Origin of the sequence: Mesoplasma seiffertii ATCC 49495, from assembly GCF_000518725.1 — a bacterium.
GTDB lineage: Bacteria > Bacillota_I > Bacilli_A > Mycoplasmatales > Mycoplasmataceae > Tullyiplasma > Tullyiplasma seiffertii.
In genome coordinates, this window is sequence record NZ_KI912486.1 from 96858 (window position 1) to 111164 (window position 14307).

Consider the following 14307-nt stretch of genomic DNA (forward strand, 5'->3'; position numbering starts at 1 on the left):
CGACTTTTTTAATTAAATATTTATTTTTTCACCATTTCAGTAAACAAAGACACTTCCATATCTGATGACTTAAAAAATAATTGCGGATATTCTCCATCACTTCAAAGACCTGTTATTGCACGAATTCTTGAATCTTCTGGGAAAATAAAAGAATTAAACGCTAAATATGCTGTTCCATCTTCATTTTTCTGTATCATTAATGCAATGTAAGTATCTCTATACGGTATCCCAAAATACTCTTTTTCCCTAATGTCTTCCGCATCTAGATAGTATTCACGGTTGTTATCAAAATCTTTAATAATAAAATAGACTGTATCAATTCTATTAAAGTCCTCTTCGTTATTTACAAAATGATCTTGAAATTCATTTGCCAAATCGCTAAATAATGAATCAGTATTATTTTCCCAAGTCCCATCATAATCTTCAATATCGACTGACCATTTTTCACCATGAACAACTTCATAAGTATCAAAAAGTTCAAAAAATACTGTAATACTAAAGTTTGACAAGATTTGTCATGAAGTAAAGTATTGTCTTTCATTATATCCTGATAAAGAAACATTTGAGTATTCTTTGCCATCGATTATAAAATCACCAACAATTCCAATTGTATATTGAGATTGTTCCTTATCGTATATGTGAAACTGTAAGTTCAAAACTTCAACATTATTGGATCTCAATAAATTCTTGTAAAACATTTTATCAACGTCATTACCAGAACTATTTAGGGCATCAAATTTAGTTTCAATTTTGTCATAGTTAAATTTATGAATTGAATTAGTTTTCTTATAATCTTGTCATTCTTTTAATAAACTTTGCATTTCTGCTGTTTTATCATATGCCCGATTCGGCACTATTTCATTATTATCATCCACCTCAAAATTTTCAGTTAACAAAGACAATTTAAAAGTATCCGTTGCTTCTTTTTCCATTTTTCTATTTGATAAAAATGTCGGATTTTCAATTTTACTATTTTTAATTGTGCTAATAGTTGCTTGTGCTAAACTTGTTGAAATTAAAGAAACTGCTCCCAGACTTATTAATAGTTTTTTCATAGTTGTTCTTTCCTTTGCTTTTATATACAAACGACTACCATAATTGATAATCACCTCAATTATAAGTTTATTTTTAAAGCATTTTCCAATAACAACTACTATTTATTAAATATCTCTATTATTCGGATAGACTGATTTTAAATAAAATAATAACATTTGAATATCAGCTGGATTGACTCCAGTAATTCTTGAAGCTTGACCAATGTTTAAAGGACGAACTTTGATTAACTTTTGACGGGCCTCAGTTGCCAAATTCTCAACTTTGTTATAATCAATATCTTGAGGAATTTGTTTACGTTCTAATTTAACCAATTTTTCAACTTGTTGACGTTCTTTTTTTACATAGCCTTCAAATCGAGTTTCAATAGTTATTGACTGCAACTGATTTACTTTTAAGCCTTGCAATGACTTAACATATGGTACTAATTCATTGATATCTACAGTCGGAATTTTAATAATTTCCAATCCACTATAACCGTGAGTCAAGTCTGCTTGACCTTTTTCTTTTAAAGTAATTGCCAACTCTGATTTAGGAGTAAAACGAATCATTTTAAGCTCTTCAACAGCATTTTCCATTTCCTGTACATATTGTTGATACTCGGCTCATTCTTGGTCACTAATTAACCCTATTTGATACCCGTACTCTTTAAGTCTTAATTCAGCATTATCGTTTCTTAATAACAAGCGATGTTCTGCTCTTGAAGTTAATAAGCGATATGGTTCTCAAACTCCTTTGTTAATTAAATCATCTACTAACACTCCTAAATAAGCTTCATCACGACGTAAAATTAATGGTGGTTGATTATCAATCTTTCTAACTGCGTTAATTCCTGCTAATAGCCCTTGTCCAGCTGCTTCTTCATATCCACTAGTTCCGTTAATTTGTCCAGCTGTAAATAAGTTTTTTACTGTTTTTAACTCCAAGCTAGGATTTAGTTGCATTGGATCTAGACAATCATATTCAATTGCGTAAGCTCATGATTTTACCCGCATATTTTCAAAACCCGGTAAAGATTTCAACATTTGCTCTTGTACTTCAATTGGCATTGAAGTAGAAAACCCTTGAATATATCAAGCGTCATCACTTAGTGATTCTGGTTCGATGAAAATTTGGTGAGTTTCCTTATTTCCAAAACGAACAATTTTGTCTTCAAAACTTGGGCAATATCTTGGTCCAACTGATTCAACAGTTCCTGAATACATTGCTGATTTTTCTAAGTTATCTTCAATAATTTTTTTAGTTTCTGGTGTAGTATGAATTAAATAACATAATTCTTGTTCAGCTAAAGGCGTAAATTTAGTTGTTGAAAAACTAAATGCCAGCGGAGCATCTGTTCCTGGTTCTTTTATTGCTTTGCTTAAGTCAACAGAATTTTGGTAAACACGAGCAGGAGTTCCGGTTTTGAAACGAAGCAACTTCAAACCTAACTCTTGTAATGACTGACTAATTCCTGTGGTTGTTCGTTCTTGGTTAGGACCTGATTCAAAACGTTCAACTCCTTTAAGAATTTCTGACTTTAAATATGTCCCTGTGGTCAAAATAACTGCCTTAGCATGCAATTCTGTACCGTCTTCTAGTTCAACTCCATAAACCTCTTTTGCAGCATTAAATAGCAGTTTTTGAACTGCTTTTGCAATCAAGTCAAGATTTTCTTGCTCTTTAACTTTTCGCTGCATATACTTTGAATATTCAATTTTATCGGATTGAACACGAAGTGCTCAAACTCCTGGTCCTCTTGATGAGTTTAATAGTTTTGTTTGTAGTGCAGTTGCATCGGCTGCTTTTGCCATTTCGCCACCCAAGGCATCAATTTCCCTAACAACAATTCCTTTAGCAGGCCCTCCAACACTTGGATTACATGGCATTGCTGCAATTTTATCTTCATAAAGATTTATTAAAGCTGTTTTTTTGCCCATTCGCGCAGCAGCCAAAGCCGCTTCGACTCCAGCATGTCCACCACCAACAACTAAAACATCATAGTTTTTATTTTTCATAATATAGTAATCTTCTTTCTGTAGATTTGTTATATCTTTGACATATAAACAATAAAGTTTAGTTATTAATCCTTTGACAATTATTAACTAAAATATATTATAGAATAATATTAGTTAATTTAAAAGGAGAATAAGATGAAACACGCTTTATTAATTGTCGACTATCAATATGATTTTGTTAGTCCCGAAGGTAATTTATATGTTCCCGGGGCAGAAACAAAACTTGAACATATAACAGGTTTAATATCTAAGTTTAAGCAAGAAAACAATTTGGTAATTGCTTCTAAGGATTGACATCCGGCAGATCATTATTCTTTTGCTGAATGAGGTAATCATTGTGAGCAAAACAAACAAGGTGCAAGTTTAATGATTAATGAAACTGATGTTGATCACATAATACTAAAGGGGCAAAATAAAAATATTGAAAGTTATAGCGCTTTTTTTGATGAAAAAGGTAATTCTAATGGTTTAGATGAATTACTAAAAAAACTAAATGTTAACGAGCTAACAATTGTTGGTGTTGCTACTGATATTTGTGTTGCTAACACTGTTTCTAGTGCAATAAAGGCAGGATACATTGTGCATTTGGATTTAGACGGTTGTGCTGGATTTTCAAATAGCATAACTTTTCAATAAAAAGTACTATTATTTCTTACAAAGCAAGTTGACAACATTGCAAACAAGACGAAAAAAAGGTCTCATAAACTGTTCACTAATAGTTTATGAGACCTTTTTTTTATATCCATTATAGTTTAAAATTCGTAAAGCGATAAGCTATTTGACATACTTAAAAACAAAATATTTTTTAGTTTAATAGTATCTAATTTGCATCCGGCACATTTATAACATCAATTTCAATTTGTTTTTTAAATTTTTTATTTTCTACAGTTACATCATTAGCAAAAACATACTTTGGTTTAAGTGTAACTGTAATAGAAATTTTCGCTTTCTGCGAAGCAAATGAATCACTTGCCTCATTTTCTGGAACATTTGCTTCAACTTCAGTTCCTTCTAGACTTCAATTTTCATTAATATCTCCAATAGCGTTAGGGACATCATCATAAACTTGATCTGTAATTTTTTTTATTTCATCATCTAGCTGTTTTTGTGTTATTTCTACTTCTTGCAATTCTGGAATTTCGATTTCTTTAGTCCCATTAATTATTTTTGATTGCTCGCTTGCAGAAATAATAATATTCCCTTTGCTTTGTAAAGTCGCCTTTGTAACTTTAATATCAAAGTCTTCTAATGTTACATCACTCAAACCTTCAACTTCATGCAATGCTCTTAAAACATCTTCTTTTACAGTATTATTTGTTGCAGTAAAATTTTTTAAAGTAATTGTATTTAAATCAATTAATTCTTTTTGTTTTTCAAATTTGACCACTAAATTCTCAGGAGTTAAATATCCCTTTTTAGCAATAAATGCTATTTGAATTTGATCATTATCTAATATCGATACTTCTATCTTTTCAATTCCTTCAGGCAATTTATCAATATCTTCAATCGCTATTTTTGCCTGCTCAATTGTCTCATGTGCTCCTTGTGCTTGCTTATTCACAAGAGCCTCAAATTCAGATATATCAATTGCTTTATCCTTACTTGGATTCCCACATGCAACTGCTGTTGCTCCAATAGATACAGTTAATCCAACCGCACCTAGTAATGCTAATAGTTTCTCATTTTCTTCCTTTTCATTTTATTTTACTTATATACTTTATTTACTCATATTTGCTTAGAAAAAACATACACAAAGTAAATTATTTAAGTCTTTGAAACAAAATTTTCTTAGATCCCAGTTTTTTAAACTCAAGATTTGTGAATGTTTTTAAACTTTCAAAACTCAACTCAACATTTTCCAATCCACATTGTTCAATCATATCTTCATAGTTTTCAACTAAGACTGGTTTCAATAAGTATGAAATGATTGAAATACAACGTTGCAATGTCATAAGAACTGTTGTTAATTCCTTAGTATTTCCTTCTTTATCTAAATTTCATGGAGTAGTTTCTTCAATGTATTTATTACATGCAGCACTTAAATCTAATACGACTCTCATTGCAGCACTTATTTTATATTGATCCATTAATGTTTGATATTGATTAATTGATTCATTAGCTAAATTAATCATTGTTAGATCAACATCATTAATATTTCCCTCAATATAACCTTGGAAATATTTAGTAATCATATTATTTGTTCGGGAAATTAAATTTCCCACATTATTTGCCAAATGAGCATTATATGATTCCTTAAATAAATCAATTGTGAAGTTTCCGTCTTTTTCAGTCGGAAGTTCATAGGAAATGTAGAAACGTAACCCATCAGCTCCGAATTCATCAATTACTTCAAGAGGGTCAATTACATTACCCAATGATTTTGACATTTTTGTACTATTGCTTAAAATTCATCCGTGTCCTAATAAATGAGATGGTTGACGTAAGTTTAAGGCTTCTAAAATTATTGGTCAATAAATTGCGTGAAAACGAATGATTTCTTTTCCTGCAAGCTGTAAAATCTCTGTTTCAGGATCAGCTCAAAATTTGATAAATAGTTCGTCATCTTCTTGCAGGTAACCTAAAGCAGTAATATAGTTTGTCAAAGCGTCTAATCACACATAAACAACATGCTTGGGATCTTCGTTAATTGGAATTCCTCATTTGAAAGATATTCTTGTGACCGAAAGGTCTTTAAGCCCCGGATCAACAAAGTTTTTTAACATTTCTGTGCGACGATAATCGGGAATTAAAAATTCACTTTCTAAAATAGTTTCAATAAAAGTTTGAAACTGAGATGTCTTTAAAAAATAAGTATCTTCTTTAATTAATTCTGGTTTATTATTTGATATTTTGCAATTTCCTTGCTCATCGATTTGATCTGTGTTTAAAAACTCTTCACATGAAATACAATAAAGACCCTCATAAGCTCCCTTATAAATTAAACCTTTTTCAAATAAAAATGAGAAAATTTTTTTTACAGTTTGTTCATGATAATGATCTGTTGTTCTAATAAACTTAGAATAATCAATACGCAACTTAGTTCATAAATTTTTAAAGTTCTCAATTTTGTCTTCTAAATAGGCCATTGGTTCTAAGCCCGCTTCTTTAGCTTTTGTTTCAATTTTTTGGCCATGTTCATCTGAACCAGTTAAAAAAAATGTCTCATAACCTTGCATATCTTTATAACGTTTAAGGACGTCTGCCAATGTTGTTGTATATGCATGACCTAAATGTAATTTACCACTTGGGTAATAAATTGGTGTTGTTACATAAAATTTTTTGGGCATATATGATACCCCCTTCTACATTAAAAATATTTTACCATTTAAAATAAAAAAAGACCTAAGTCTTTTACTTACTAGTAATTTTTTTGAGTCAATCCAAAAATATTGGGCTTACAATTCCAGTAGATTGTAGAATCGCTCAAACTGATAAGGCAAGAACTAACAAAATCACAACTGCTGACAAACCTGACAGAATAAACTTGACAAATGGTATTCTTTTAAACATATACATAAGCAAGAAAGAAGCGCCTAAAATCAAACCGACAATTCCTGCAACAAGTAGTATTTTTTCTTCATAGTTCATGTTTTTATCCTCCTAAAATAGATTATATTTTAAAAAAATGTATTTAATTAAGAAAAATAAACAAAAAAAGATGGATAAACCATCTTTAGTGAATTTTACTTATTTATACAGTGAATTGTACTTAGTCATTACCGTCTTGAAGTCTTGCTCATTATGTCATTCTAGAATAAATTCTAAGCTTTTAGAAATACTTAACTTAATATCTTCTAATTCTTGTTCATTAAATTTTGACAAAACTCAATCAACAATTTGTCATCCTGGCTCAGGATTTCCAACACCAATTCGAAAACGTTTAAAATTTTCTCCATTTAAATATTGAATAATTGACTTTATACCATTATGTCCGGCAGCAGAACCTTGAATTTTAAATTGATTCTTAGCAACAGGGAAGTCCTTTTCATCATGAAAAATAATTACATCATCTTTTGATATTTTGTAATAATCCATCAACTCTCTTACGGCTATTCCTGACTTATTCATATAAGTTTGTGGTTTAGCAAATAAAACTTTCTCTCCCTTAATAGTCGAAAAGAATACTTCAGCATGATGCTCATTTTTTTGAGTTGTAAATCCATATTTTTCTAAAAACAAATCAATCGCAATTCAACCAGCATTGTGGCGTGTTTTGACGTATTCTTTGCCTGGATTACCTAATCCCACAACCAATTTCATAATTAGTTATTTCTCACGTATTCTTCGGTTTTATCTAGAATCGCTTGTTTCTTTTGATTATAGACATTAGTTAATGACTCATGATTTACTGAAGCTTGAATCATATCAGCAATTAAATGAGCTACAGAAATAATTTTTAGCCCTTTAAATTTTCGGTCTTCAGGAATATTTATTGTATTTGTAACCACAACTTGATCTACATAACCCGCAGCAATTGCTTCTTCCATACGATTTTTAGCTGGTCCATTAAATAGACCATGACAAGCAAAAATATAAACTTTTTTGGCTCCATTTTCTTTCAAAGCCTTTGCAGCATTAATAATTGTTCCACCAGTATCGATCATATCGTCAACAATAAAACATGTTTTGCCTTCGATATCTCCTAAAACAAATTCAACTTCAGCCTTATTTGGTTCAGGACGACGTTTTGCAATAACAGCAATTCCGTTAGTCATTGCTCCTGTGTAAGAATCAACTTTATGAACACGAGTTAATCCCCCATGATCTGGTGAAACTAAAATACATTCGTTTCTATCAAATTTATTAGCAATAATTGTATCGATAATTTCATTTGCCAAAATTTGTGATGTTTGAAAGTTATCCATAGGAATGTCGAAAAATCCCATTGACTGTTGAGAATGAATATCCACTGTAATTACTCGATCTGCTCCTGCTTTTGTTAACAAATCAGCGACTAATTTAGCAGTGATTGGTTGACGTCCTTTCGCTTTACGATCTTGTCTTGCATATCCAAAATAAGGAATAACCACGTTAATTTTTTCAGCACTTCCACGTTTAAATGCATCAATTGCAATTAAAAGCTCCATAATATTGTCATTAACTGGTGTTGATGTTGATTGAATTACATAAATTTCTTTTCCACGAACTGAATCTAAAGCTTCTACAAGCATCTCCCCATCTGCAAATGTTACTGTTTGTACTCTTTGTTGTTGAATCCCTAAAGCCTCACATACCTCATTTGTCAAACGTTGATTTGAACTTAACCCAAAAATACTTATTTCATTTTTACTATTCATTTTAAACCCCTTTAAATAAATAATAACATTAAACAAAATATACTTTATATAAAAAAATCTATAAAGCCCTTATAAATAAAGAAACTTTTATAGATTTGTACTTTTACTTTTTAAATTTAAATTAATGTCTTAAATTTGACTTTCGGTTTTTTGTCTTTCAATTTCATTTTTTTTAGTTTTATCAATGTATTTTTTGAAATGAAGTGCGCTAGTGGGATCCGCAGTTTCTAAAAAAACTGTTTTTCATCAAGACAATTTAATTTTGATATAAATTCGTGATTTTAACTTTAAGTCTTGTTTTAAATTAATATATTTAAAATTGCTAAAATCAAAATTTCGATTATGTAATCTACGTTCTCCTGTTGAAATAGCCATGTGAATCTTATCTTCAGTTGCAACTAATAAAAAGTATTTCGGAGTTAGCGATGAAGCAAATGATTTTGCCATTAAGGCTGTCTTACACTTTTCATCCTCAGGAACCAATTTTGATGCTAGCTCTCAGTAACGTTTAATTGACAATGGCGACAAAGTATCATTACTTCATTTTGCTATTCTCAATTCCGTGATAACTCGCTTTGATCTTTTATATTTTATATCTTGTGCCATAGGTTTCCTTTTATTTTAATATTTATGCTTTGTCTTATTTTACACTTTGAGATTCTAAATACAAAGCATATGCAGCTTTAATATTTTCACTATCGTCTTTTGTGACTAATTTTCCGTTAATTTTTGTGCGTTTATAAAATACATACAATAGCGGCGCAATTAAGACTGCAACAACTAAATCTGTTAGTCCCGAAAAGAAGAAAAATCAAAACGCATCATTAGTTGCTTTTGAAACTGCAAAACCAATTCCGATCATTGGCAACAATATAGTCATCGTTCTTAGTGAAGTACATCAAGTAGCAACTTTACTACGTTTTGTCCCTTGAAATAACCCTAAAGAAATATAAGTTAGACAAGCAAGTGGATAAGTCATAAAGTTTACAAATTGGTATCAATAAAATGTTGTTCCATATCCAACGTGTTCAGATGGGAAGGCAAACATTGTTAACATTCATGGTCCTGCAATAATAATTAGTACAAAGATGAACATAAATCATCCAAACATTAATCATGAAGATTTTTTTAGAATATCTAAAATTCGCTTATTATTTCCAGCTCCATAATTGAAAGCAATAATTGTTCTAACCCCTTGGTTTAATCCAATTACTGCTGACAAAATAAATTCATTTCATGGTGTCATTGAAGAAATCAATTGTTGAACTATAGAAGTTCCCCCACTATCTTCGATACTTGGATAGCCTTCGGGAATTGGTAATTGAACAACAAGTGAAGTCGCCACATAGGCGTTTACGAAAACTGCAAAATAGATTACAAAGTTGGGGACTCCAGCTTTAATTGTTTCAGTGAAATTTCGGGGATTTAGAATATATAAGTCTCTAAACTTAAAATTTGAATATGTCACTTTTGAAAAGAACATCACGATTAAGCAATAAACAAGTTGATAAAAGTATGCCATAACTGTTCCCAATTGAGCTCCAGTTAACTCTCATCCTAAAACATCCATTGAAAAAATTGACACAGCACATTTAACTCCTAATGAACTAATGGTCATGATCATGATGTGAATCATTTTTCCTTCGCTACGGACCATGTTCATACAAAAGTTAGCCATGAATAAAATTCAAATTCCATAAATTAATGGTTCAACATCTCTTCAAGCCAATTCTTCAATAACTAAATTTTTATGATCTCCCATTTGTGAACTAATTAATGCTTGACCTCAAGGGCGAAATGACACTGAAAAAAGTAGTGCTCCTACAAATAGTGAAACTAAGAAACTATAAGTTAGACCATTTCCTGAGATTTTTCCAAGTTGAGTTTTATTGCCACGCCCAAATTCAATAGCAAAAACCATTCCTGCTCCAATTGCCATAATTTGATTAAATGAATAAGCTAAGTTGTAAGTTTGAGCAGTATATTGGGTAGTAATATTGATATATTTTTTCATTAAATCTTCATTAATAGTTAAACTAGTAACTTCTTTAAGCTGGTCAAGTGTTGTTTGAGCTTGATCAGGTTTAAAATTTGAAATAATTTGTAAAACTTTATTATAATCTGCAGCATTTAACACACCAAACAGCTCTTTAACTGCTTGTTCTGGAGTATTCCCAATTTGTAAGAAATCTGCCAAAATACTATGATTTCCTTGGCCATCACCAATAATCATTAATTCGATATATTTTCAATTTTTAATTGCATGTGGTGTCGCAAATTGTAATGCTAATGATTTATCTAAAATATTATAAAGCCCTTGAACAAGCATTAAAATAACTGTTGGTAAGCAAAAGAAAATGATTGCTTTTCAAACGCTCGAATAACGTAACATAACTTCACGTTTAGTCATTGGTTCTATTAACTTTTGTTGCTTGTTTTCTAAAGAATCCTCAAGGTAATTCTTATCAGTAGAAGGTTTAGTAGAAGGTTTTTTAACTTCGAATAGTCAATTTCAAAATTTATTGTTTACATTCATACTATTTTTACCCCTAAACTCTATTATTTTATTATATACTTTTGAATATTCAAAAGAAAAATATATAATTAATATTATGGAAAAATTTATTCTTATAAAAGAAAAATAATTTAGAAAGGAACCCAAATTATGAGTATTGTTTTAATTGAAGGACTAACACACCAAAATGGTGGGAAAAAGTTATATCAAGATTCATCAATGCGAATTAACAAAGGCGAACATATTGCCTTATTAGGAGCAAATGGAACTGGAAAAACAACATTATTAAATATCATTGCTGGAAAAATTGTTCCTGATCATGGAACTGTTGAACTACACCCTCGCTCAAAAATGGGTTATCTTGATCAACACCAGGATGTCGATATGACAATTATTGTTGAAGACTATCTAAAAGACACTTATAAAGAACTTTATGAAATTGAAGCCAAAATTCATAAAATTTATGAAGATATGGCAATCGAATACAACGAAGAGGACCTTGTTAAAGCTTTAGCGATGCAAGAAGACTTAAGTTTACGTGGATTCGATACTATTGAAAAAGAAATTGGGAATTTAGTTTCAGGTTTGGGAATTAACGCCGAAAACCTTAAAAAACAGTTAGGCCAATTGTCTGGAGGACAACGTGGAAAAGTCTTATTAGCAAAATTGCTTTTAAAACAAGATGATTTCATCTTATTAGACGAGCCCACAAACTTTTTAGATATTGAACAAGTAGAATGACTAGCAAAGTTTTTACAACAATATGAAAATGCTTTTTTACTTGTATCTCACGACGAAGATTTTATTAACAAAACAGTCGATGTAATTTATGCAATTGAAAATATGGAAATTAACCGTTACGTTGGAAACTACGAAAAATACGTCGAACTTTCTGCTCAACGCGCCGAACAATATGATCGTGCTCGTGAATCTCAACAACAACAAATGGCTAAGCTGAAAGAATACGTGGCCAAAAATGCCGCTCGTGCTTCAACAGCTCGAAGTGCTCAATCTCGTCAAAAGCAACTTGATAAAATGGATGTTTTGGACGAGCGTCGTAAATTGGCAAAGCCCAAAATGTCTTTTAAATATAAACGCCCAAATTCAGCAGTGATTGTTAAAGCTGAAAATTTGGAAATCGGTTATGGTTTTGCTTTAACCGAGCCATTAACATTTGAACTTCGTGAAGGACAAAAATGTATTGTTAAAGGATATAACGGAATTGGGAAAACGACTTTCTTAAAAACTGTTGCTGGAGAAACACCAAAAGTTAGTGGAACTGTAATGGTTGGAAATGGTGTGGAAACTGCTTTTTTCCATCAAGTTGAAGATAACAATGAAATGACTCCAATTGCTTATTTAATGAATCTTTATCCTCAAATGTTAGAAGGAGAAGTTCGTGCCACAATTGGAAAGTTTGGTGTTAAATCAGAATTAATGATGAACCCTATGAAATTACTTTCTGGGGGAGAGCAAACTAAAGTTAGACTAGCTGCATTAAGTTTAGTACCTGCAAGTTTGTTAATCTTAGATGAGCCAACTAACCATATTGATGTCCTTGCAAAAGAAGCACTGTTAGAAGCAATTCAAGCTTTTGAAGGCACAGTTTTAATCACAACTCATGATATTAACTTTGAAACTAACTGAGCTGATAAAGTGTTAAATTTTGAAGATTTAGTAGAATAATTGGTAAATATAAAGATAAAGCAAGACAAATTTCTCATTTTGAGATAGTTTGTCTTGTTTTCACTTTGATGAAACCAAGTATCTTCTCGAAGAGAATTCCGCAGAGACAATTTTGGAAATGTCAGAAGAAGATATTCTTCAAAAAATTGCAGAAAAAGTTTCTGGAATTGATATAAATGATTTGGAAACAGACCTTATGAGCAACAATTCAGCTAAGATTATTGCAAAAACTGATTCAGAAAAATACAAAAATACTGTGAATGTAATCTTCACAATAAAGGCAGAACTTAATAGCATTATTTCTAATGAAGATCGTTACTTAGGAATTTATGATCAAAATCCTACCGAAGAAGATATTAAAAAATACTTAATTAATAACGGTTATGATTTTATATGAAACGATGTAGAAATTACTTTTAATAGCGATTCTCAAACAGCAACTGTAAAAGCAAAAGATAAAAGTATTTTATATTATGGATCTGTTGATTTTTCATACTTTGTACGTAAGGATCTACAAGAAGTTATCACTTCAACAAATCTCGAAATTAGTGGTCCCCTGACAATAAATTCCTATTTAGAAGTTCTAAAAGAGCAAAATCCAGAACTTGATATAAACTCAATGACAATTATTGATATAACTCGTGATTATTCTCAAAAAGAAAGCCCTTATCGATATTCAGCTACAGTTGTGCCTACAAATAATAATGTTTATTATGGAGCAAAAAAATAACCCTATTAACTAATGAAAAAAATAAATAACTTTCATAGCAAGACAAGAATAGCTTAGTAATGATTAGTTTATCAATTTTAGCAGGAATCACAGTTGCAGGAATCACAATTGGTTTGGTATTTTTAAAGAAAAGAAAGTAGTGGAATAGTATGAAAATAAATTTTAATAAAAAATATCGAATTTGACTTTTGCCAATACTTTTTGCTCTTACAATTTTGTTAATTGTTATTTTAAAATTACTTAACCAATATTATTATGGAACTTCAAAATGATTTCTTTTAGTTGAAGATTATATAACAAGCGATCTACAGGAACAGTGATTCACTGGCCAAAACATCATTCAAACTTTCTTATTAGGACCAATAGGATTAAAATCAATAATTTATTTTAATCTATAGCAAAATGAACTATTTATGATGCCCGTTTTTTGGGACTTTTTAATTAACTGATTATTGATTTTCGCATTACTATTTTTTTAATTATTACTATCAAAATACTAGTTTTCAATAGACTTTACAAAAGTCAGATAAAAGTTTCCAAATCTTATGTTCCTTTAAAATTAGTTGTAAATAATTTAAATGAAGAAATGGATAATCAAATAACCAATATTAGATATCGAAAAGAAACAAAAGTTGAACATAAAGTTATTAACAAAAAACATTATCAAAAAATAACAAAGCAAAATCTGCTGAAACACTTACATGAATCTTTTCCAAATGAAACTAAAAAATCTCTTAAATTGACATTTGAAAAAGTCTTTTCAATTTTTGAAGAAAAATTAAGCAAAAGAGAAGAAATTACAATTGCTAATTTCGGAAAACTAATGCTAATTAGAACAGATCCTCATGAAAAAATTAATCCTTTAACAGGAGAACCAGTTTTTGTTCCTGCGCAAAATACTATTAAGTTTAAAACATCAAAGTATTTGCGTGAAAAAATGACAAATACTAAATGAACTGGAAAGTATAAAGCCAAGCGTAAGGTTTTTAAAACTATAACAATTGAAGAAAAAGTCAAATAAATACTTTA

General features: G+C 30.3%; 13 protein-coding genes and 1 pseudogene. 4 read left to right on the forward strand and 10 right to left on the reverse strand.

From position 1 onward, the window contains the following. Window positions 1–20 precede the first annotated feature (20 nt). Entirely contained in the window at window positions 21–1055 is a 1035-nt protein-coding gene (locus L872_RS0103495) for a hypothetical protein (protein WP_027063454.1), read from the reverse strand. A gap of 105 nt (window positions 1056–1160) precedes the next feature. Continuing rightward, the gene (gene mnmG / locus L872_RS0103500) at window positions 1161–3050 is read right to left on the reverse strand and encodes a tRNA uridine-5-carboxymethylaminomethyl(34) synthesis enzyme MnmG (protein WP_027063455.1); all 1890 of its coding nucleotides are present in this window, start codon (window positions 3048–3050) and stop codon (window positions 1161–1163) included. A gap of 135 nt (window positions 3051–3185) precedes the next feature. Between mnmG and L872_RS0103505 the strand changes: the two genes are divergently transcribed. After that, on the forward strand, window positions 3186–3686 hold the full coding sequence (locus tag L872_RS0103505) for an isochorismatase family protein (protein ID WP_027063456.1): 501 nt from the start codon (window positions 3186–3188) through the stop codon (window positions 3684–3686). Between the two features lie 184 nt (window positions 3687–3870). On the opposite strand, the gene L872_RS0103510 is transcribed toward L872_RS0103505, so the two are convergent. The 8 genes and pseudogenes from L872_RS0103510 to L872_RS0103540 form a co-directional block, all read right to left on the reverse strand. Further along, window positions 3871–4611: a hypothetical protein gene (locus L872_RS0103510; RefSeq protein ID WP_027063457.1), complete on the reverse strand. Its 741-nt coding sequence runs from the start codon at window positions 4609–4611 to the stop codon at window positions 3871–3873. A 51-nt stretch (window positions 4612–4662) separates the two neighbouring features. Then, window positions 4663–4722, reverse strand: a pseudogene (locus L872_RS05265) (hypothetical protein); the annotation flags it as partial. A gap of 88 nt (window positions 4723–4810) precedes the next feature. Beyond that, window positions 4811–6337, reverse strand: a complete 1527-nt coding sequence (metG, locus tag L872_RS0103515; RefSeq protein ID WP_027063458.1) for a methionine--tRNA ligase — start codon at window positions 6335–6337, stop codon at window positions 4811–4813. Between the two features lie 64 nt (window positions 6338–6401). Beyond that, window positions 6402–6638 (reverse strand): hypothetical protein, encoded by a 237-nt coding sequence (locus L872_RS0103520; RefSeq protein ID WP_027063459.1) that lies wholly within the window; start codon window positions 6636–6638, stop codon window positions 6402–6404. A gap of 99 nt (window positions 6639–6737) precedes the next feature. Next, on the reverse strand, window positions 6738–7310 hold the full coding sequence (pth, locus tag L872_RS0103525) for an aminoacyl-tRNA hydrolase (protein ID WP_027063460.1): 573 nt from the start codon (window positions 7308–7310) through the stop codon (window positions 6738–6740). 2 nt (window positions 7311–7312) lie between these two features. Then, complete coding sequence (locus L872_RS0103530; protein WP_027063461.1) at window positions 7313–8347, reverse strand: ribose-phosphate diphosphokinase; 1035 nt, start codon at window positions 8345–8347, stop codon at window positions 7313–7315. Window positions 8348–8476: 129 nt separating this feature from the next. Beyond that, window positions 8477–8953 (reverse strand): hypothetical protein, encoded by a 477-nt coding sequence (locus tag L872_RS0103535; protein ID WP_027063462.1) that lies wholly within the window; start codon window positions 8951–8953, stop codon window positions 8477–8479. A gap of 34 nt (window positions 8954–8987) precedes the next feature. After that, window positions 8988–10883 carry an MATE family efflux transporter gene (locus L872_RS0103540; protein ID WP_027063463.1) on the reverse strand — a complete coding sequence of 632 codons (1896 nt, stop codon included), beginning with the start codon at window positions 10881–10883 and terminating at the stop codon, window positions 8988–8990. 129 nt (window positions 10884–11012) lie between these two features. Here L872_RS0103540 and L872_RS0103545 point away from each other — a divergent pair, with 129 nt between their 5' ends. The 3 genes from L872_RS0103545 (at window position 11013) to L872_RS04765 (ending at window position 14299) form a co-directional block, all read left to right on the forward strand. Then, a complete protein-coding gene (locus L872_RS0103545) occupies window positions 11013–12548 on the forward strand; it encodes an ABC-F family ATP-binding cassette domain-containing protein (protein ID WP_027063464.1) in 1536 nt (511 codons plus the stop codon). A 118-nt stretch (window positions 12549–12666) separates the two neighbouring features. Further along, the gene (locus L872_RS0103550; protein WP_027063465.1) at window positions 12667–13278 is read left to right on the forward strand and encodes a hypothetical protein; all 612 of its coding nucleotides are present in this window, start codon (window positions 12667–12669) and stop codon (window positions 13276–13278) included. A gap of 586 nt (window positions 13279–13864) precedes the next feature. Beyond that, on the forward strand, window positions 13865–14299 hold the full coding sequence (locus L872_RS04765; protein WP_036268989.1) for an HU family DNA-binding protein: 435 nt from the start codon (window positions 13865–13867) through the stop codon (window positions 14297–14299). Window positions 14300–14307: the final 8 nt, after the last annotated feature.